Source organism: Gemmatimonadaceae bacterium (genome assembly GCA_037721215.1).
Taxonomy (GTDB): domain Bacteria; phylum Gemmatimonadota; class Gemmatimonadetes; order Gemmatimonadales; family Gemmatimonadaceae; genus UBA4720.
This window is the reverse complement of record JBBJNV010000023.1, coordinates 22,448-43,745: the sequence shown is the minus strand read 5'-3', so window position 1 is coordinate 43,745 and position 21,298 is coordinate 22,448. Positions and strand designations below refer to the sequence as shown.

The window sequence follows — 21,298 nt, the reverse complement described above, 5'->3', positions numbered from 1 at the left end:
TTTAAAGTTTGAAGTCGAAACGAAGAGTGAAGGTCCGGACCGGGGGCTGGGTGTTGAATTCGCCCTGACCGAAATTCGAGCTGCCACCACCTTCATTGATCTCCGGATCGATACCAGAGTAATCGGTCCAGGTCTTGAGATTACGACCCGAGAGTGAAATTGCCGCACCCTCGAGCGCGCTGAACTTGCTCGAAATCGACTCTGGTACCCCGACACGAACGGACAATTCACGCCATTTGATGAAGTCAGCATCTTCGATGTAGCCGAAAGGCGTTGCGGACAGGAATTGAGCCCCGATATACGCCGCCTGCGACTCCAGAGAAGCATTGGGATTCGACAGCGCACCACACTGACTGTAGATTGCGGTCGGCCCCTGCGTCCGGCAACGGAAGAACTCCGTGAAATTCAACTGCTTGTTACCCGCCCGACGCTCGAATAGCGCAGAAATTGTGAAGGCGCCAAACAGCGTCACGTCACCAGAAAGACCTTGGGTATTCGTGGGAAGTGCGGGTCCTACATAAGCCACATTCAGGGTGTCAAGACCGCCCTTGATATTACGGACCGCCAGAAACTTCGACGTGTCTACAGTAACCTCGGCCCGGGACAGCTTACCGTTCTTGTCGGCATCGTCGTATTTGATTGGCCGGGCGAAGAATGCGCCGGTCGGGAAGTCCTGACGATGAGCCTGGGCTCCACGGTTGAACTGAATCGGCGCTACTGCGCTATCCAGGGCAAGATCTTCAATGCGGTTGCGCAGAGTCGTCGCCGTCAAGCGGGCGTCGAAGCGAAACTTGCTTGCATCTACCAGATTGGCGCGCAACGCCGTTTCGGTACCCCAGTTCCGGATGCTGCCGATATTCTGAAACACCGCGCCGGTGAGTCCGGAAGATGGTGCAAGGTTGCGCGAAATAAGCGCATCCACAGAGCGACGCGTAAAGGCCGTAAACTCTGTCGAGAAGCGATCACTGAAGAAAGAAGCATCGAATCCACCCTCGATCTCAGTGGTTCTTTCGACCTTCAGCGCCGAGTTGCCTGTTCTGGTAAGAATGAGCGCTGGCAATTCAGCGCCGCCAATCTGCACTGCACGGGATGCAAAAAACGTTTCCGCATCGCCGAAGCCCGGACGTTGACCAGCCTGCCCGTAGCCGGCGCGAAGACGCAGCTGACTGAGGAATCCAATCGTCGGGAAAAACGGCTCCTTTGAAAGGACCCAGGAAGCGTTAAGCGATGGATATACCGCCAGACCTGACACTTCCCTGATCAATCCGCTGTTGTTATCAGCGCGAAGTGTTCCGGCCACAAAAAAGCGATCGGCAAACGCCAATTCCTGGCGGCCGAACAAGCCGAAGGTCTTCGCGTCCGAATAGCCTTCGCTGACAGAAAACTGACTCGTTGCTGCAGAGCATGACTCGGTGCCCGCTGGAATGCCGATGCCGTAGCAACCGATGCTCTCGAACAGCGTCCTGAGATAGCTCACTCCACCAGTCGTATTGGAAACCAGGCTTGGCGTGAGAGAGAAGGTAGCCGTTCCGGAAGCATTCGACGTGTACTGATAGCTGCGTGACCGATTTCCATCACGGAAACCGCGAACATAGTCGAGTGCGAGCGGAAGAATGTTTGGATCCAAAGTCTGTCTGTCGTAGCGTCCGAAGTAGTCAACGCCGACGTTTCCATTCAGCCGCAGCCAGGACAATGGGTTGTACTGCGTGTTAGCACCGACTATGTAGCGGTCGACTGACTGGCTCGAGACCGTCAGACGCTGGTCAGCCGTGTTGTACCCGAAATAGGATCCGAGCCGTGAACCGGGTTTGGATACAGTGTCCGACTCCATTCCCGGCAGATACTGCGCAGTACCCAGGAATCCGTTGATGAGCGGACTGAAGATATTGTTATCACCTGAGAACCGGTCGGAGTCGCTGGTGATGTAGGCCGCAGTAATAGCTGCATTCGCCTTGCTGCCAATACGAGCGTTGAGATTGGTACGAAAGCTTACGCGCTCAAGGTCGTTCGGCCGAAGTACTCCATTCTCGCGTTCCTGGTCGCCGGAGATGAAGAACGTAAGAGCTTCGCTGCCGCCCGAGATGCTCAAGCCCACTTTGCCCCGCTGTCCGTTCTGGAACGGCGTCGTACGAGAGTCTTCCAGCTGATTGAAAGAAAGAACCGTGTCCTGAACGCAAGCACCGGGCGTTCCAGAGGCAAGCGCCGCCAAAAAATTTGGGCACTGCTGATAAGGCCGGGTAGTACCTCCGAAGAGGTTTCTGGTGTTGAGAACTCCGCCCTGCTCTATGTCATACACGTCTCCCTGGCCTAGCCGCGAGAGCGCTATGTAGTTGGACGGATAGTCATTCTTGTCTTCCAGGCGTCCGCCTTCGACGTAGCCGCGCCACACGGGCTTGCCTGCCCGCCCGCGCTTGGTCGAGATCAGGATGACTCCGACCGAGGCCGCGCTGCCATAAATGGCGGACGCCGCTGGGCCCTTGAGGATCTCGATGTTCTCGATCTCTTCCGGGTTGATGTCATTCAGTCTCGAGTAATCCTGCCCGCCAAGACCAATTCCGCCCTTGCTGTTCGAGACCAGAATCCCGTCAACATAGAGAAGAGGTTCGTTCGAAAGCGAAAGACTGTTGGCACCGCGAATCCGGACGCGCTGCGACGAGCCTGTCGCGCCTGCGGCCGATTGCAGATTCACGCCAGCCACACGGCCCTGGAGTACGTCTGCCATCTTGGTGATGGGGCCCTTGGGCAGAGCCGCGACGTCGATGTAACCGGTGTTGGTGCCAACTTCAACGCGTCGCTGTACCTGACCGGTAACAGCGTTGACGACAACTTCCTCGAGCTGCGCCGCCGACGTCGCAAGCGCGAAATTCGCGGCTGCACTGACGCCCGCACCGACAGTTACGCGCTGCAGGCCGGGCGCGTATCCGACTCTACGCGCGCGAACCTCGTACGACCCGGCTGGCACATTCGTAATCGAATACCGGCCCTGCTGATCGGTCGAGGCGCCGCGCTGGGTGCCGACTACAAACACCTGTGCTTCCTGCACCGGGCGCTGATTGGATGCATCCAATACCTGACCGGTGATCGTACCGCCGCCCTGAGCAGAAAGCCCAACGGGCAGCGCCATGGCAACCAAAGCCATGGCAATTCTGACTAATCTGGTCATACCATTCTCTCCTTTCCTGTTCAAATGTGCGCCGGAGCAGGAGCGCCGGCGCAGGTGAGATTCACCTTAGTATACTAACGACAGGCTTAGATTTGACAACCTGCCCGCCCTTTACCGGATCTCTCCTATAGGTTGAAGTGTGGTCGCCCCGTCGGCGCCCGTGCGCCAGCGGCCGGGGAAGCAAATGTCAGCATCTTGTATGCCGGATCACCGCTGTTGGATTCATCAGCAGCACGCAAAAATCCTGCGGCATTGCCGCCGCTCTCAGCTCCCGCCGTTTTTCCCCGACTTTCCAGGCGCGGCCGGGAAAGAAAATGACTGGTAGACTACCTGACGCACAGGCTTGCCATTCTTGAGTGCCGGAGCATACACGGCACGTTCCAGACCTTGAATCACTGCCTCGCTGAACAACGGATGCGCCGAAGAAACTATTGCTAAAGTCCCATTTTCGATGCGTCCCACAGAATCGACGACGAATTCCGCCACGACGTTTCCCCCGGTCCCACTTGCAAAAAGAGCTGGAGGATGCGCCACGACAAGCGGCGGAGATCCAGCCAGCGCCGCCGGCCTGTCTACCTGGTCGGGCGTATAGACCGATAGAGCACTCACCAGCTTTTCAAGGTCGACGTCTGACCGCGTGGCACTTCTCCTGGGCTCGGTATCCCTGCCCCTCGACCAGAGCAGAATCGTTCCGCAGCTGGACATTCCCTGCGGACCGGTGTAGTCGATCGGTGCGTTTGTAGAGCCCAGATACATCTCGATGCCGTGTAACGTGCTCGCTGAAAATGCATCGAGATCCACTTCGCCCGCGGGCATCGCAGTGCCATCCAGCCATACGAGGGGGCGGCAAGCCCTGCCCCGCATCCGGACAGCGCCGAGGCCGGTGGGGCTCCGCATTGCGTTTACCCCCGGAGTCTGCGCCAGGAGCTGGCTGAGCGTTCGGTAGCTCTTTCTGTCAATCTCATCGCGGGCGATGAAGTAGCCGCCGGAGCGCCGCCGAAGTCGCTCATAGTATCCGGCCAGCCGGCCGGTGTACTTCACGCGGCTTGCCTGCACTACCACCGGGCTCATGGTATTGGGCAATGCTGACATTCTGAATTGAATACGCCCGGATGCTTCCTGCGACGTAACGGTCGCCTTTTGCGCCACTGGTGCGAAGCCCAGGCGGCGCGCGAGGATTTCGACTGGGCCCAGAGTGACGCCCGTTATTCGAAATGCGCCGCGCTCATCACTCACGGTTGCCAGCTGGGTGCCGCCAAGCGAAACCCTGGCCCCGGAAACGGGGTTGTCAGATACGTCCAGCACAATGCCGCTCACGGTACCCGACGGCTGGGCTATCGCGCGGGGAACCGGCGTCACGATGCCGCTAAGGAGCAGCGGCACCCAGAGCCGCGCACTGAAACGCCCGAATGCGCACATTGGTCGGCATCGCCTCGCTTCGAAGAACATCTCCCTGGCCACAGGGAGACGTTGGTCCCATCAGGGAATGTCTGACTCCCGGACTGCGCTGCGGCCGTCAATCAGCGTAGCTGAACCGAAGCTATTGCAGGGACCCGACCCCTGCAAGCGATTTCCTCCCAGCAGTTTCGCAGTGCTGTCCTGCGTCGCGACCCATCGTGCGAGAGCCGCATAAGGATCGTCCTTGTTGGCTTTCGCAAGGGAAATCACGCGGCCAATCGCCCGACGCAGATTCCGTCCTTCCCGGTCGTAAACCGAGTCGAACAAATCAAGATCCCGCGCGTAGACACGCCTCGCCAGCAGCGATGCGTTGTCCAGTGGCACGTTCGCCGCATACGACCGAGGGATTGTTGTGAGTTGTGGCCCGACCACTGTTACGAGCCGGCGCCGCGCGGCCAGATAAACTGTGTCCCTGACCCGTATGCGCGCTGCCCTGTCGTCAGGATGCATCGCGTATGCTGAATCGAGCGACTTTGCGAGCCCGGTCCAGAAATCCCCAAGGCGTTTTTCATCGGCCCATTCCGAGTCGACCCTCCCTGCCGCGGCCGCGTTGCCTCGGGACCTGAAAAATGCCGCTGCGCCACGCGCGCCCACAAAACTCGCAAACGACTCGTTGAACACCGCCTGCCCCGGTGCGTAGAAGGTGTTGTGAGTCACTTCGTGAATGACGGTGTTGACGAGCTCGAGACTGTCCCGTGAAAGCGTTGTGCTGAGCAGAGGGTCGTTGAAGAATCCGAGAGTGCTGAACGCACCGGATGGCCGTAAAGCCACATCATAACCGTCGTCGAGGAAAGACTTGGCCGCCCGCCTGGCGGCGTCGAAATCAAAAAACCCCTTGTATGGAACCCGGCCCACAATGGGAAACCACCAGGTATACGCTTCGAGCCGGTCCCGATAGGCTGCCGAAAGCACCAGCACGAGCGTATCGCTCTCGAGGCGGGAATAGGTGGTGAAGCTGTCTCCGGTCCGGAGTCGAATGGAGTCTTTTGCGTACGCACGAGCGTCGAGCACGAGCTGCAGCTTGTTTCTCACCGCCTGATCGATCGACCGGTCGCGAACCAGTTTGGAGATCGGTCGCCTTCCGGCGAGAATCTTCCCCTCCTCCCAGGCGGCCCGGCTGAGGTAGCAACCGATGGGCGTCAAGCCCAGTGCAGCCACGCCCGCGAGCGCCGCTATCGCGGCTATACGCCTTCGCATATTGTTATGAGGTGTCCTTCGTACATCTCCATTGTCACTCCGAATACTCCCTTCTGGATGGCGCAAATCGCATCGATGACCTGATCCGGCGCGCGCAGGAATTCGAGCAACCCGCGCTTGCGATCACCGACCATGGAAATCTGCACGGCGCATGGGAGTTCCAGGAAAAAGCGATCGCCGCAGGAATCAAACCTATAGTAGGCATGGAGGCCTACGTAGCGCCGGGCAGCCGGCGTAACAAGGAGCGCGAAGCAAACCGGAAGCCATACTACCACCTCGTGCTCCTCGCCAGGAACGCGACCGGCTATCGGAATCTGGTAAAGCTTTCCTCTCTCGCCTATACCGAGGGTTTCTATTCCCGGCCGCGAGTCGACCGCGAGCTTCTCGCCCTCCACCACGAAGGTATCATAGTATCGTCCGCGTGCATGGCGGGAGAGGTCGCGACACACCTTCTCGCCGACAACTGGGCGGCGGCGAAGGAAGCAGCGTCATGGTACGCCAATACCTTCAAGGATTACTACCTCGAGGTTCAGGCTCACACCACGGCCAATCAGGCGGAAATCAACAGCCGCGTTTTCCGGCTGGCCCAGGAACTCGGTCTCCCTGTAGTCGCCACCAACGACGCGCATTTCCTGCGTGCCGAAGATCACGCCGCCCACGATGTCCTGCTCTGCATCGGGCTTGGCAAGGATCACAGCTCGCAGGACCGGATGAGGTACAACGAGGGCCTGTACTTCAAGAATGTCGACGAGATTTCGGCGGCGTTCCCGGACCGCCCGGATGTCATCGAGAACACGCTCAAAATCGCTGACGAGTCGAGCTCCGAATTCAGGAAGCAGTATCAGGTGCCGGCGTTTCCGCTCCCGGATGACGTTACGAGCGAGAATGAACTGCTCGTCCGGCTCAGTGAGCAGGGAGCGCACATGCGTTACGGTGAAGCGCCACCGGCCGAAGTCCGGGAACGCCTGGACTATGAGCTGCAGGTGATAACCAGCACCGGGTATGCCGGCTATTTCCTGATTGTCGCCGATTTCATTCAAGCCGCCCGCACCAGGGGTATCCCCGTTGGCCCAGGCAGAGGTTCCGCTGCCGGGTCGCTCGTCGCGTATGCCCTTCGGATCACCGATGTCGACCCCCTCCGCTTCGACCTGCTCTTCGAGCGTTTCCTGAATCCGGAGCGAGTGTCGATGCCGGACATCGACATCGATTTCTGCTACGAACGCCGCGGCGAAGTCATCGAGTACGTACGGGAAAAATACGGCCGCGATTCAGTAGGTCAGATCATCACTTTCGGCACCCTCAAGTCGCGAGCAGCGGTGAAGGATGTCGGTCGCACTCTTGGATTCACCCCGGCCGAAACCGACGCGCTTGCAAAGCTCATCCCAAACGCGCCCAACTTCTCGCTGACTGTCAAGGAAGCCATCGACAAGGTGCCCGAGGTGCGGAAGCTCTATCGTGACGATGAGCGCTACCGCGAGCTGCTGGACTTCGCGATCAAGCTCGAAGGGTTGTCGAGGCACGCCGGAGTGCACGCCGCCGGCGTCGTGATCGCACCCGGCCCGCTCGACGACTACGTACCGATTTGCACGCAGGGCTCGAGGGGCTCGAGTGCAGGTAGCGATGAGAGCATTGTCGTCACCCAGTACGACATGAACGCTCTCGAGCACGTCGGCATGCTCAAGATGGATTTCCTGGGTCTCACTACACTTACGGTGATCAGTGACGCGCTCGCGTCGATTCGCGCGCGCACAGGGGACGCTCCCGATCTGGACACGCTTCCTCTCGAGGACGAGAAGACGTTCAGAATGCTGCGTGCCGGGAGAACCGCCGGCGTATTCCAGTTTGAATCGGCGCTTGCCACCGACATGCTCAAGAGCATGCGAGCTGACAGATTCGACGATCTGGTTGCCTCGAATGCACTGATGCGGCCGGGCCCGCTCGATGCGGGGATGCACAAGGTCTACTGCAAACGAAAGCGGGGCGAGGAGGCCGTCACTTATGCGCTGCCCGAGCTCGAGGAGATTCTCGATACCACTTACGGTGTAATCACTTATCAGGAACAGCTGATGCGCATCGCGCAAAAGCTGGCAGGCATTTCGCTTGGTGAAGCAGACGTGCTTCGCAAAGCCGTTGGTAAAAAGGATTCCCCGCTCATCCGCGTCGAGGTTGGAAAATTCGTCGAAAAAGCCATTGCCCTTGGCCACGATGCAAAGATCATCGCTGAAATTGCCGGCCAGATCGTGACGTTCGGACGTTACGGATTCAACAAGTCGCACGCCGTTGCTTACTCGATCATCTCATTCCATACGGCCTGGCTCAAGACGCACTATCCTGCGGATTTCATGGCCGCGCTGCTTACATCGCAGATTGGCGATACTGACAGCGTCGTCAAATACATCAAGGAAGCGCGCGAAATCGGCATCGAGCTTCTGCCGCCGGATATCAATGAGTCCGGCTACAAGTTTACTGTCATCGCCGAAAAGCGAATCCGCTTCGGACTGGGCGCAATACGCAACGTCGGCAGGTCGGCGATTGATTCCATAATTGCAATCCGGGAGAAAACGCCGGTCGAATCGTTGTTCGATCTTGCGAATCGCGTCGACCTGCGGGTTTGCAGCAAGCGCGTGTTCGAAGCACTCATTCAGGCCGGCGCGCTCGATGGGCTGGGCGGACATCGCGCGCAGCTTTTTGCCGTTCTCGATTCGGCGATTCGAGAGGCATCCCTGCAGCAGGAGGAGGCAACCTCCGGGCAGGTGTCGATGTTCGGCACGCAATCGTTGAATGGTGGTGCAACGCGCCACGAGTCTCCTGCCCTGCCCAACATCGCGCCGTGGACCGAGTCGGACCGTCTGTCGAAAGAAAAGGATATTCTCGGGTTTTATACATCGGGGCATCCTCTCGATCCCTTTACGACGGAGTGCGAGCTTTTCGCCACTCACCGAGTTGCCGACCTGGGCAGCTGGAGTGCGGAGCCAATGGCACTTTCAGTTGTCGTGACGGCGATAAAGAAGCAGACCAGCAAACGATCGGGCGCGGAATTCGCGCGGCTTACGATCGAGGATTTCTCGGGCTCTACGGAAGTGCTCGTGTTTCCGGAGAAATGGAGCGTGCTGGCCGATCAGGTAAAAACGGACACTCCCGTATTGCTGCGGGGCGGTTATGCGCGCCGGGATCAGGACGCTGACAATCCCTCGTTCGTGCTGGATTCCGTGATGAAGCTTGCCGAGCTGCGCGCGAACGGGCAGGTGATGATTGCCATCGAAGTTCTGAAAGACCCGTCGCGATCGCCTGATGTCGTCAACGAGCTGAAGGCAATCGTGGAATCGTATCCGGGCACTGTGCCACTCGAGCTCGAATACAGCGATGGCAACGGGTTGCGGGCAAGGCTGCGTTCCCGCAGTTTGACTTTGGCGGTCAACAACGCCGCGCTGGGCGAGCTCCGCTCACTGCTTGGGAACGATTCGGTTCGTCTGCGACGCGGGAGCAAGTAAGTGGCGACTTCAACAACGCTCGAGTTCGAGAAGCCGATTGCGGAGCTGGAAAAGCAGATTGACGAGCTGAGGCGGCTGGCCGGCGAGCGGCAGTTGAACGTATCGGCCGAGCTCGCGCCGCTCGAAAGAAAACTCGGCGAGCTGCGGGAAGAGATCTACCACAATCTGACGCCATGGCAGCGCGTCCAGGTCGCACGCAATTCGAAGCGGCCGTTCACGTCCGAGTTGATCGAGCTCATCTTCACCGATTTCATCGAGCTCCACGGAGACCGCGCGTTTCGCGATGATCCAGCAATAATCGGCGGCTGGGCGCGGCTCGACGGTGAGACGATAATGGTGATGGGCCAGCAGCGTGGCCGTGACACCAAGGAGCTTCTCAAACGCAACTTCGGAATGCCGCATCCCGAGGGATACCGGAAAGCGCTGAGACTGATGAAGCTGGCTGAGAAGTTTCATGTGCCGGTTCTCACTTTCATCGACACAATGGGAGCATGGCCGGGGATTGGAGCAGAGGAGCGGGGTCAATCCGAGGCAATCGCCCGGAATCTGCTCGAGATGACGCAATTGACTGTGCCGATTATCGCGACGGTAATCGGTGAAGGCGGATCAGGCGGTGCGCTCGCCCTTGGCGTCGCCGACCGCGTGCTCATGATGGAAAACGCCGTCTACTCGGTGATAAGTGTGGAGGGGTGTGCGACAATTCTCTGGAAGGATGGGAAGCGGCCTGACGTGCAGGAGAAGGCCGCATCGGCGTTGAGACTGACCGCCCCTGATCTTTTCGAGCTGCGGGTAATCGATGAAATTGTGCCGGAGCCCCCGGGCGCGGCGCACGCCGACCATCCTGCAGCGGCGAAGGTGTTGCAGGAAACGCTGAATCGTCATCTGGAGGAGCTCCGAAAGCTGAGGCCGGAAAAGCTGGTCCGGCGCCGACGGCAGAAATATCTGCGTCTGGGACAATGGTCTGAGTAAGGGCAGTATCACGTCAGTAGAACGACATTGTTTATAGAGCTAACCGGCCCTGAATCGCTCGATCCTATTTCGAATCATATAAAGTGGCCCATCTGGTAGAAATTGCATTTCGGGGAAACCGGAAGGAGTTCTTTCTCTGGGATTACCCTGAGCCTCCGCCCATGAAGGCGGCGGTAATCGTCGACGCTGACCGTGGCGAGGACCTGGGGCATGTGCATTCTCTGGGGGATCTGGCTCAGATCCGGAACGGTGGGTGTCCCCACGGCTGCGGAACGACAGCCCCCACGCGGAAAGCGCTGCGCCTGGCAAACGCCCGAGACAAGGCCTCGGCGGCTGAGCTCGTCAGTCTGAATGACGACGTAAGACGAAAGGCCATGGAAAGAGTGCGAGCCAACGGGCTCGGGATGAAAATGTCTGACGCCGAGTGGCAGTGGGACCGCAAGAAGCTGACATTCTATTTTACTGCGGAGAAGCGTGTCGATTTCCGCAATCTCGTGCGCGATCTGGCGGCGCTTTTCCGGACGCGGATCGAGCTCAAGCAGATTGGCGTACGCGACGAGGCAAAGCGCCTCGATGGGATTGGCAGGTGCGGACGCCAGTATTGTTCGGCGTCATGGCTACCCGAGCTGCGCCCGGTAAACCTCGGCGTGGCCAAGGATCAACGACTCTCACTGAACCCCGCGCAAATCTCCGGGGCCTGCGGACGTCTCATGTGCTGTCTCCGTTACGAACACGACTTTTACGTTCAGAGCCGCAAGCGGTTTCCGAAAGAGGGAAAGATCTTCGTCACGGAAACGGGTGAGGAGAAGCTGATGGCAATCGACATCTTCCACGAGCGTCTGACATTCCGGACTACGGAGGGGGACACGCGCGTCGTCACGCTTGCGGATTTCAACCGCGCCATGCTCCAGCCCTCCTCTGCGGAGAGCGAGGAAGCGCTGAACGTTTCTCTCGCGGCTGAAGAGTCAGACTCGGGCGAAGTTTATTTCGATGTTTCGCCCGAACTCATGTACACAGCGGAGCATGAGGTCCCACCGCTGAGACAGCTTGTCGTTCTCGACTCCCCTCTGCACGACGGAGATGGCGCAGATACGGATTCCCGCATCGACGATGGAGTTGAATCTTCGCGCGCGGAATCGGAGAGCGCGGCGGCGGCGAATGAAGTCGCTGACGCATCAGCGGGGCACGGCGGAGAGCGGGATGAGTCCCTCGCGCGCCGCCGTCGCGGGCGTCGTGGCGGCAAGCGTGGCCGCGGCAACACCGGTACTTCGGGCACCGGGACCGGGAACGGGTGACCTTGGCCCCGTTTTACATAACTGCTGCAATCGATTACGCGAACGGCGATCCACACCTCGGGCATGCTTTCGAGAAGATCGGTGCCGATGCAATTGCCCGCTATCGCCGGATGTGCGGCGACGATGTGCATTTTCTGCTCGGGATGGACGAACACGGACAGAAAGTGGCCCTGGAGGCAGGGGACCGTGGTGTAGAACCGCACGCGCTCGTGAACGAAGTTGCCACGAGATTCCAGACGATGTGGAACCGGCTCGGCATCTCGAACGACCAGTTCATACGGACTACGTCAGCCGAGCACCACGCGGGCGTTCGGGCACTCATCGAAGCGATCTTCGAACATTCGCCCGGTGATTTCTATGAAAAAGCATACGAGGGCTGGTATTGCGTCGGATGCGAATCGTTCAAGCAGGACAACGAGATCATCCAGGGCAAATGCGTCCTGCATCCCACGCGCATGCTGCAGTGGGTAGCCGAAAAGAACTGGTTCTTCCGGTTGTCGTCCTATACTGACCGACTGCGTTCGCTCATCGCTGACACCGATTTTCTCGGACCGAAGAGCAGACGGAACGAGATGCTGTCGCTGCTTGACCAGGGTCTCGAGGATATTTCTGCGAGCCGGTCGCGATTTTCGTGGGGCGTGCCCTTTCCGAGACCGTCGAGCAACGGTGAAACCCAGACGACTTACGTCTGGTTCGACGCACTTCCGAACTACCTCACCGCAACGGGATATCCTGACGAGCGCTTCCGGTCGCGCTGGCCGGCCGATCTGCACGTGGTGGGAAAGGACATTACCCGGTTTCATGCGGTGATCTGGCCGGCGATGCTGATGGCGGCGGGACTCGATGTTCCGCGCCGCGTGTGGGCGCACGGTTTCGTTCTGCTGGCGGGTGATCGCTTCAGCAAATCGGCTGGCGTGAAGCTCGAGCTGGGTGAAGCCATCGACCGATACGGGCCAGACTCGTTCCGATATTTCCTGCTTCGCGAAGTTCCTTTCGACGCCGATGGAAACTTCGCCTGGGAGAGGTTCGAGGAGCGGTACAATGCCGATCTTGCCAATGCGTGGGGAAATCTCGCCAGCCGGACCATCTCGATGATCGACCGTTATCGTGATGGCGTAGTGCCCGCCGGCCAGCCGGGCGAGATCGATGACGCAGACGCGGTCGACCTTGCGCGCTACCATGCGAGCATGAACGGCGATAGCGGTTATCTCCTTCACGAAGCTATCAAGGCTGTATGGCGCACTATTGCTCGCGCCAACGAATTCGTCGACCGGCAGGCGCCGTGGAAGCTGGCGGCGGACCCGGCGAGTGCGGCGGAACTGGATCGCACTCTGGCGTCACTGGTGCGACAGCTTGTGCGACAGTGCGTGTATATCGCCCCCTTCATGCCGGAGCGAACGGGGGAGTTGTGGACTCGGCTTGGCGCACCCGGTAAAGTTCAGGATCACCGGTTCAGTGCCCTGGGGGCGATCGATCCGACTTCGTGGAAAGTCACAAAGGGGCCGCCGCTGTTTCCAAAGGCGGAGAAACAATAGGCAGGCCTGGAAACAGGCCCGCAGGTGTTTGACAATTTCCGTTTCTTGCCGTAATAACGTTGCAGTTGAACGTCTGGCCGCAACCAACCGAGAAAAAGAGAAAAACATGTCGATGAAAGATCAGTTCTTCCTGCTGGCGATCGGCTCGGGCCTGCTTGCCTGCGCTCCCGCCAGTACGCCGGTTGAGGGCGCGGCTGAGCCCGTCAGGAGCGCAGGTGTAGCGGCCGGGGGGGAATGGAGCGCCAATATTCAGCCGGTTCAGTCGAGCAGCGCCGAGATCCGGCAAAGCTCACGCGCGAGGAGTTACGGAACATCTGCAATGAGCCGTGGCAGCAGCAACAACCTGACGAACCTCAGCGTCGTCTTTACTCATGGCGGCAATGAGCGGTTCCTGAGCTGGGCAGTTCTCGCAGGCAGCTGTGGATCGCCGGCGGTTCCCTTGCTCCCCGTCAGCAGCTTTCCCGAGCTGCAGGTTGGGAGCGGCGGGCGATCGCAGGCTACTGTTGCGCTTCCCATAGAGTTTCCTGTTGGAGGCAATTATCACATCAACATCTACCGCGAACGCCAGCAGTCTCTGGAAGGTCTCGTGGCCTGCGGTAACTACCGGCGCGCAAGGGGTTAGACGCGGGTATCAGGCGATGTCCAGGCTCGGGGGTGGCGAGCTGACGGCGATCGCTGAAGGCACATTGAAAAAGGCACGCCTCCGAAGAGGCGTGCCTTTTTCATAGGGTTCCTGCAACTGCTCTTACATCTCGGGGAACACTGGGTTTGGAGCATTCCCACCGTAGGTGTATACGGGTAATCCGAGCGTCTCCAGCTCCTTCGCGGGAACCGGCAGATGACGCGCCGTTCCCTTCTGAAGGTTGGATCCGCCACGGAATCCCCAGGTGTTGCCGATCGGGAGCCCGTCATACGTCAGGCTCAGGTCGATACGACGGCGGTCGAACCATGCCTGCCCGCCACCGGTGCCGAACAACTCGATGTCGCGCTCGTAGAAGATTGCGGCAAGGAGATCGTTGGTGCTGCTGCCTGCGGTCAGGGCGCTCAAGCCACCCCGGCCAACACGGGTCTTATTGATGAGCGTTGCCGCTCGCGCCCGGTCGCCAGTAGTCCGCACAAGCGCTTCCGCGATCAGGAGATCGTTTTCAGAGAAGCGAACATACGGAACGGTGGTGAGAAAAGGGGCGTCCACTTCGTAAGAATGGTCAACATAGCGGACGTGTCCCCATTGGCTGAAGAAGTGCACGCCGCGGGCAACGGGAAACGGAATCTGTTTGGTGAACTTGAAATCAGTTCCGTTAGCCGATTCTGAACCCCAGCGCTTGTCCGGGGAATTGACCGGTGGCGGAGGTGTCGCGGTCGTGTACACGACTGGCTGTGTCTTGTCAGCGAGCTGGATCACACGCTGATCTACCCGAACCCAGCTTTCAAGGTTGTTGTAAGCCTTGAAAGTGTCGCCCCACGAGTTGCCGCCATCGCCCTTAATCTGCATGTCGAAGGGTTCGCCCGTGCTGATACCCTTCTCGGCATATGAGAGCACACGAGCCCAGTTGACCGTGGCATTCTCTGTCGCGGTGCGCGGCAGATAGGCTAGCTGCCGGGCCGCGAGCGTGTTGGCCATTCGCCCGAGCCTGTCGGCGGTGATCGTCATGCCCGGCGTGAACTCGGTGGGAACGGTCCATGTCTTACCGGCTGCGGCTGCAATCGTCTTGTCGAGCTTGGCGAGAGCGGCCGTTGACACTGCCGTATAGGGCTGAAGCACGGCCGTGCCTGGCGGCGTGTCTTCGTCGACTACAAACCCCTTGTCGAATACCAGCGACTGGAAACCCAGCGATGCGCCCTGGATGAAAAAAGCGAGTGTCTGCATCTGCGGCGTTTCGTCGGGCGAGCTCTTGTTGATTGATGGCTTGATGCCGCGCTTGATGGCATTGAGACCATCGTTGGCGGCTCCAAGTGCGCCGTAGATCCGATCGTACGGCGTGCTTGCAACCCGGCCGTCGCCTGCAGCCGAGCTGTTGTTGTACGGCAGCCGCGGCTCCTGACCGTTGAAACGGGCGCCGAAATTACCGAACGCCATGGTCATGTTGTCAGCCATTACGGCGACCGCCAGGCCCGGCAACGGTTCGCCGTCGACCGGGCCCTGCATTGCCTGATACCATGTTGCATACGAACTGCCGATCAGACCTCGAACGTCGCTGCCTGTCGCGAGCGCGCGTTCGATGTCGGGCTCGTTGGGGTTCGTTACGTTGAGATCTGGATTGCAGGCACCGGCGAGCGCGACGACAGCCGCGCTCCCAGCCAGCACCGCAACCCGATTTCTAAAATTCATAGTTGATAGGTCCGGTTATTAGAAGCCGATTTCAATCTGGCCAGTGAGCTGGCGGAAGCTTGGATAGCGGAAGCCATCGATGCGGAAGTTGAAATCATTGTTTGATGCCGCTTCGGGATCGAAGCCGCTGTAATCCGTCCACGTCTTCAGGTTACGACCGATGAGCGCAACCTTCACGCTGCGGCCCTGGCCGAGGAAGCGCATCGAATTGAGCAGCTGCTGGCCGAGGCTGTAGCTCACCGACAGTTCGCGGAGCTTAACGTAGCTGCCGTCTTCGACGAAGTAGCTGTTGGGCTCGAGACCGTTGTAGAAACCGACGTTGTAGTACTCGAGGGCCTTCTTGTTTTCCTCGGGCTTGCCGGTCTGATCGAGCGAACCATGCCGCTGATCCTGGAACATCCACTGTTTGGTGAAGTTGTAGATGTTTCCGCCTCTGGTGCCATCGAGCAGCCCATAGACTGTAAAGCCACCAAGGCGAATGGTGTTCGCGAAGCCGAAGGAAAAGTCGGGGTTCACGTCACCGATGTTCACGTAGTTAACGCCCTTGCTGTCGACATACGCGATGGGGCGCTCGTTAATCTTGCCGCGACTTCCCTTCAAAACCACATAGCCGTCATCGTTGAGCTCGAACATCGCGTTCAGATCCTTTCCGGCGTTGAGCGGGTTGTCCTTGAGCTCTTCGATCGAGCGAGCCCATCTCTGTCCGTAAATGACGCCGAGCGGTTCTCCGGCGCGGTAGTAGAAAATATTCTGTCCCTGCGACGTGCTGCCGACGCGGAACGGTGCGCGGTTGAGCTCGTCGATCTTCTGACGCGAGCGCTCGCCCGTGAGAGTGAAGTTGTAGCTCAGGTTCGGACGCTCGATGACGCGGGTGTTGAGCGCAAGCTCGAACGTACGGCCGCCGACGCGCGCGGCGTTCTGCCACTGCGCCGTGAATCCGCCGGACTGCGCCAGCGAGAGCGGAACGAGCAGGAAAGCACCCTCGGTGTGACGATCCGACTTCACGTACTCGAGGTCGAAGCGATCGAGGAAGCTGGCGTTGATACCAACTTCGTTCTCGGTCTGGAGCGCCGGCTCGAGGTCTCTGTTTCCGACTTGATTCTTGGTAAGCTGGCCAGCAGCCACAGAGTAGGTCTCGTACTGATAGTTGTAGCCAGGGCGAAGACCGGCGGTACCACGGGCAGCGCGGATTTTCAGCTCCTGGAAGCCGGGGATCTTGATGTCCTCGGTGATTCTCCAGGCGCCGGAGAATCCATAATAGTTGGCATAGCGGTTTGCGCGTCCGAACAGAGACGAGCCGTCACGCCGGCCGACGAGCTGAACGAGATAGCGGTCGCCGAAGTTGAAGTTCTGAACGATGTTGCCGTTCAACGTTCGGAAGTTCTCGATAGACGATGTGGCAAGGAGCGTCGTCGGGTCACCCGCCTGCAGATCAGGAACGGAAGCTACTCTCAGCGTTCCGGTCTGGCTGAATACGTCGGCGTTCTTTTCTTCCTCGTACTGGTAAGCGAGCCGGGTGCTCGAGTTGAGCAATCCGAACGTGAAGGTGCCCAGTGCGCTGATCTGCGAGTTGGAAGCCTGGTTGTTCAGATTGTAGACGGACAGGAAGCCGGTCGACTCGTTCTCGACGGTGGTGTTGCTACCGACCAACCCGCGATCGAGAAAGTTCGTTTCTTTTCGGTCAAGGCGGTCGGTACCATAGTTACCATCGAACGTCAGCCAGCCGAACGGCCGGTAGCGGGCCGAGAATGAGCCGATGATGCGCTGGCGACGATCGTTGTACGCACGCTGGTTCAAATCGAGCAGCGGGTTGCCGCGAGCGGTGCCACCTGCTGCAGCCGCCGGAAGCACTGGCGAGAAGCGGGTCGTGCCGGGGCCGTTCGGAAATTCGAGGTCGACATCCGGTGGCGCCTGCAGCAGCGAGAAGAACGTTGAACCTGAGCCAGCGCGAGACGCATTGGTCTGGTCGCTGAACGAAAGACCGTAGGTGATGGCGGCCGAGAAATCAGCTTTGTCGCCAAGGCCCTGATCGAGATTCAGGCGGACGTTGCTCCGGCGGAAACCCTCGAGCAGCGGAAGGATGCCCCGGTCGGTGTCGCGGCTGAACGAGGTGGAGAAATTGGTGTTGCCACGGCGCATCGCCACCTGCGCGTAATTCATTACCGTGCGGCCGCTCTGCAAATGCTCCCTGAGCTGGTTGCGGAAGGTGCCGGCGGGGAACGGGTTATCGAGAAAGTGATCGGCCTCGAGGATCCGGCCGCCCGTCGAGCTCAGCTTGAACGACCCATCGGGGTTCAGCTGATTCGCGTGAACCTCAAGCAGCGGAACGTAATTCTCGACTTCGGAGGTTCCGAACTCGTTTCGCGTCAGGAAGCTGACCTTGCCTTCAGGTGTGTCCTTGCCGCGCTTGGTCCGGATGGAGATAACGCCGCTGGCCGCCGAAGATCCGAAAGAGTTCGACGAAGCAGCGCCTTTCAGCACTTCGATGGACTCGATGTCGCTGCCATTGATGTCGGCGAGTCCGTTCTGGGTCAGCACGCCATCGATAAGAACGACGGGGTTCTGGCCACCGACGCCGAGACTGGTCGACGTGCGGACGCGGATGGCTGGGGTGGACCCAGGCTGACCCTGCGTGAAGGAGACGCGCACGCCGGCAACCTTTCCGGCAAGAGCGCTAGCGGGTGAGACAGCCGGTACTTCCTTGAGCTGTGCCTCACCGACCTTTCCGACGGAGATCGTCAGGTTTTTGCTCGATGTCTCGGTTGCGACACCGGTTACGACGACGTCATCGATCCGGCGAGCGTCGACGCTGAGCGTGAAGTTTTGGGTCTGACTTCCCGCAGCGAGCGTGATATTGCGCGAGCTCGGAGCGAATCCGATGCGGCGGGCATTCATCACGAGCGACTGGCCGACGCGGTTATCGTCGAGCGTAATGGTATAGACACCGTTTACGGTCGTATTAGCGCCAACTCCGACGCCGAGCGCCGGGAACACGACGCTCGCGCCCGGAATGGGTGCCCCGCTCGGATCGGTGATCCGGCCCGTGATTACTGCCTGGGCCTGGACACTCGACGCGGCGGCTACGCTCGCGACGATGCCGAGTCCGGCTGCAACCAACCGACCGACTTTCCTGTAATTGTTCATGTTGCCTCTAGTTCGAAGAATGTGTTCGGCATCATCATGGCTTGCCGAAAAAAACCCAATAAGCGGTACTGCTGTCCAATCCGGAGAGCGAATCTCGATTGCCAATCGCTCGGCGCATTCACGAGGGGTTTGCCCGCGGCTCCAACGTGCGGGACTGGACCTTTCTAAGGACTTATAGTTGCCATCGCGTCCCTCCTCTGGGGGTGATGCCGCTCATGGTGGATGCCGCCAATCGCGGTGGAACGGAAACTGCTTTAGCTCAGAACGCGACGACAATAGGGACGTCGTCAACGTTGCCCAGCATCTGGCCAGCTTCGGAATAGCGAAAATCGCCGCACTTACCGGGTGCGGCCGCAGTTGATCGCCAGATTGGACCTACCTGCCTGCATCTATATTGACGGGCGCTGCCGCCCGATCATGTCGGAGAGCGATGTCGCCGGCGCGCTAGAGCGTCTGCCGGAGTTCGTAGCGCAAATGTACGGGTGTAATCAAACGCCCGCAAGAGTTTTAAAGTAGCGTGTCACGAAACGCGCGGGAAGCAACCGCCAAGGCTTGGCTGTGACTCCCTATCAGGGGTAAGCGCGGGCGTTTCGACGGATGGGAAAAACGTCATAGATCCTACCTCCCCGGTCGACTCGTCACTTGGATCGGGTCGTTACCTCGATCACGCCGCCCATATTGCCGTTGCCATACTTCGTCGCCGCCTCCCAAGCCCGGTACAGTCTGATCTGAGCCACCTGCGACGCCGGAATCGTCCTCAGGGACGCCAGCGGTCCGAAGGCATTTTCATCCATATATACCGTGGGCTCCGGTGAGGACGTGTTCATCATCGTCGTCCGGCCACGATAGCTGAGGAAATTGCCTCTCAGTTTCCTGATGGCCTCATACGCGTTGACTGCCTTCGAGTCAACTATCTCCTCCTCGGTAATAATCTGATTCTGATGGTTGAGGCCACTTGAGCCCTGACGGGAGCCGGCACATGCAAAAGCGGCCAGCGATGATGCAATGGTGACCCAGCGAGCGGCATTCATGTCAACCCCCCCACGGTAATCGGACTATGCTGTTGATAATGCGGCCGGTGCATCTGTTGCGCCAGTGCCCGATTTGTGGAGCTCTGAAAAGCAAAAAAAACTCCGCTCCGCGCTGGCGAGCGTGCGGACTCTGCCGCTGACCCGGATAAAAGAAAACGGCCCGGGCTAATCCTGCCCGGGCCGCTCGATGCGAAGCTGCGTTTGCTTGATTGTTATTCTGACCGCCCTGTCGAACGCTTCCTCACGATTTCCCGCTGCTACCGCCGCTCACCTACTGGCAGGTAATATTTCCGTTTCGGGCGTTCTGCTCGCCGCGGGGGATCGGGAAGGCGGCATTGAATGGATCGGTGGGTGTCTCCCTCCGGAAGAACGTGTTGTTCAGACGCCCATACTCTCTGAGATCCACAAGTCGCTGCGGGCCTTCGAGCAATAGCGAGAAACGCTTCTCATACAGAGCAGCGCTTCGCGCGGCCTCTCTCGACGTAAACACCGCGTACGGAGCCAGTCGGTTGAAGGTGCGGACCGAGTTGAGATCGGCCGTAGCCGCCGCAAAATTGCCGGCCTCGATGTACGCCTGTGCGCGAATCAGAACGAGTTCTTCATCACGCAGGATTGGAAGTGGCAGCGCCTGGTTGGCGGGCGTGGCTACCGCGAACGACGCGGTCACCGTCGTGGAAATACCGCCGCCGGAAAGCACCGGCCGGCTCACGATCTTGGAAGCGCGTGCGTCACCCGCCTGAATGCTGTCTCTGATCAGGGGGTTGAGGCCAATCTTGGCGTCAGCACGGTTATTAGCTGCTGCGTTGGTCTCCGCTGCGCCGAAATTGTAGTACGGGCCGAAGTTGAACGTCGATGGTGAAACCGCACCTGGGGCCGCCCCGCCCAAGGCCTGAGTCAGCTCGGCAATGGCCGTCGCGTAGAGGGCAGGCATGACAGCCTTGCGGTTCAGGCCGGTGTAGAAATCCACCTTGCCCTTAAGCCCGCGATTCAGCCTGATGATGTTGCTCACGACGCTGTAGTCCCGGCCGTTGGCGGTGAAGCCGGAAGGAAGGGTAAAGGGAAGCTTCGTCGCCGCCCCTGCCGCCGTCAGGTCCGTGTTTGCGCTGTCGAGCAGTGCCTGCACGTACGCCAGCACCGGAGACTTGCAGCGAATTGGCGTGACTTCGTCCTGGTTGTCCGACTGGATCGGAACGCCGACGGTGTCTCTGAGCTCGATCAAGCGGTAGTACTCGAGTGCCTTGATCGTCTTGATGAATCCCGCAGTCGCGCTTTTTTCAGCCGCACTGACGTCGGTTGCCGCAGCAGTGGGCAACGCGAGAATGAGATTGTTGGCGGCGCGGATCGCGATGAAGAAATCTGCGAAACCTCCACCGCCGGCAAAACTACCCGCATCTGGCTGGCCACCAAGGGTCTCGCTGACATAACGGGGTTCCGAGCTGTCGATGCGATAGACGTCGCGGGCGAAAATGCCCGACAATATGACGTAGGTGAACGAGCTGGCAATCGCAGTGCGATCCTGGGCGAGCACGCCCGTTGCCAGAGCCTGAAGGGACGTGCGATTGAGCGCACCGCCAAGCGCTTCGGCGGTCGGCGCGTTCACCGACCGGACGGTAGTGCTGTCCTTGCACCCGCCGGAGGCAAAAGCGGCCGCCGCGAGCGCAATCGTTGTGTATTTGTTCATAATTG

General features: G+C 59.5%; 12 protein-coding genes. 5 read left to right on the top strand and 7 right to left on the bottom strand.

The features are described 5' to 3' along the window. Position 1: 1 nt before the first annotated feature. The 3 genes from WKF55_12885 to WKF55_12875 all read right to left on the bottom strand — a co-directional run bounded on the left by WKF55_12885 (position 2) and on the right by WKF55_12875 (position 5,818). Entirely contained in the window at positions 2–3,163 is a 3,162-nt protein-coding gene (locus WKF55_12885; protein ID MEJ7760473.1) for a SusC/RagA family TonB-linked outer membrane protein, read from the bottom strand. Between the two features lie 264 nt (positions 3,164–3,427). Next, on the bottom strand, positions 3,428–4,582 hold the full coding sequence (locus WKF55_12880; protein MEJ7760472.1) for a carboxypeptidase regulatory-like domain-containing protein: 1,155 nt from the start codon (positions 4,580–4,582) through the stop codon (positions 3,428–3,430). A 60-nt stretch (positions 4,583–4,642) separates the two neighbouring features. Further along, a complete protein-coding gene (locus tag WKF55_12875; protein ID MEJ7760471.1) occupies positions 4,643–5,818 on the bottom strand; it encodes an aminopeptidase in 1,176 nt (391 codons plus the stop codon). Between the two features lie 11 nt (positions 5,819–5,829). Here WKF55_12875 and dnaE point away from each other — a divergent pair, with 11 nt between their 5' ends. The 5 genes from dnaE to WKF55_12850 all read left to right on the top strand — a co-directional run bounded on the left by dnaE (position 5,830) and on the right by WKF55_12850 (position 13,730). Then, positions 5,830–9,309 carry a DNA polymerase III subunit alpha gene (gene dnaE / locus WKF55_12870; protein ID MEJ7760470.1) on the top strand — a complete coding sequence of 1,160 codons (3,480 nt, stop codon included), beginning with the start codon at positions 5,830–5,832 and terminating at the stop codon, positions 9,307–9,309. Continuing rightward, positions 9,310–10,278, top strand: coding sequence for an acetyl-CoA carboxylase carboxyltransferase subunit alpha (locus WKF55_12865; GenBank protein ID MEJ7760469.1), 969 nt, complete (start codon positions 9,310–9,312; stop codon positions 10,276–10,278). It abuts the gene before it with no gap. A gap of 83 nt (positions 10,279–10,361) precedes the next feature. After that, positions 10,362–11,573: a regulatory iron-sulfur-containing complex subunit RicT gene (ricT, locus tag WKF55_12860; protein MEJ7760468.1), complete on the top strand. Its 1,212-nt coding sequence runs from the start codon at positions 10,362–10,364 to the stop codon at positions 11,571–11,573. Then, positions 11,570–13,108, top strand: a complete 1,539-nt coding sequence (gene metG, locus WKF55_12855; GenBank protein ID MEJ7760467.1) for a methionine--tRNA ligase — start codon at positions 11,570–11,572, stop codon at positions 13,106–13,108. The genes ricT and metG overlap by 4 nt, the downstream gene beginning before the upstream one ends. Before the next feature lie 106 nt (positions 13,109–13,214). Next, entirely contained in the window at positions 13,215–13,730 is a 516-nt protein-coding gene (locus WKF55_12850) for a hypothetical protein (GenBank protein MEJ7760466.1), read from the top strand. Between the two features lie 123 nt (positions 13,731–13,853). Here WKF55_12850 and WKF55_12845 read toward each other — a convergent pair whose 3' ends face one another. From WKF55_12845 to WKF55_12830, 4 genes are all read right to left on the bottom strand, one after another. Beyond that, positions 13,854–15,437, bottom strand: a complete 1,584-nt coding sequence (locus WKF55_12845; GenBank protein ID MEJ7760465.1) for a RagB/SusD family nutrient uptake outer membrane protein — start codon at positions 15,435–15,437, stop codon at positions 13,854–13,856. Between the two features lie 18 nt (positions 15,438–15,455). After that, positions 15,456–18,581: a SusC/RagA family TonB-linked outer membrane protein gene (locus tag WKF55_12840; protein ID MEJ7760464.1), complete on the bottom strand. Its 3,126-nt coding sequence runs from the start codon at positions 18,579–18,581 to the stop codon at positions 15,456–15,458. 638 nt (positions 18,582–19,219) lie between these two features. Continuing rightward, entirely contained in the window at positions 19,220–19,612 is a 393-nt protein-coding gene (locus WKF55_12835) for a Plug domain-containing protein (GenBank protein MEJ7760463.1), read from the bottom strand. 271 nt (positions 19,613–19,883) lie between these two features. Continuing rightward, positions 19,884–21,293 carry a hypothetical protein gene (locus WKF55_12830; GenBank protein MEJ7760462.1) on the bottom strand — a complete coding sequence of 470 codons (1,410 nt, stop codon included), beginning with the start codon at positions 21,291–21,293 and terminating at the stop codon, positions 19,884–19,886. Positions 21,294–21,298 lie beyond the last annotated feature (5 nt).

Coding starts and splice junctions, on each gene's coding strand:
- WKF55_12885 (MEJ7760473.1), bottom strand. CDS start 3,163: ATGACCAGATTAGTCAGAATTGCCATGGCTTTGGTTGCCATGGCGCTG.
- WKF55_12880 (MEJ7760472.1), bottom strand. CDS start 4,582: ATGTGCGCATTCGGGCGTTTCAGTGCGCGGCTCTGGGTGCCGCTGCTC.
- WKF55_12875 (MEJ7760471.1), bottom strand. CDS start 5,818: ATGCGAAGGCGTATAGCCGCGATAGCGGCGCTCGCGGGCGTGGCTGCA.
- WKF55_12850 (MEJ7760466.1), top strand. CDS start 13,215: ATGTCGATGAAAGATCAGTTCTTCCTGCTGGCGATCGGCTCGGGCCTG.
- WKF55_12845 (MEJ7760465.1), bottom strand. CDS start 15,437: ATGAATTTTAGAAATCGGGTTGCGGTGCTGGCTGGGAGCGCGGCTGTC.
- WKF55_12840 (MEJ7760464.1), bottom strand. CDS start 18,581: ATGAACAATTACAGGAAAGTCGGTCGGTTGGTTGCAGCCGGACTCGGC.
- WKF55_12835 (MEJ7760463.1), bottom strand. CDS start 19,612: ATGAATGCCGCTCGCTGGGTCACCATTGCATCATCGCTGGCCGCTTTT.
- WKF55_12830 (MEJ7760462.1), bottom strand. CDS start 21,293: ATGAACAAATACACAACGATTGCGCTCGCGGCGGCCGCTTTTGCCTCC.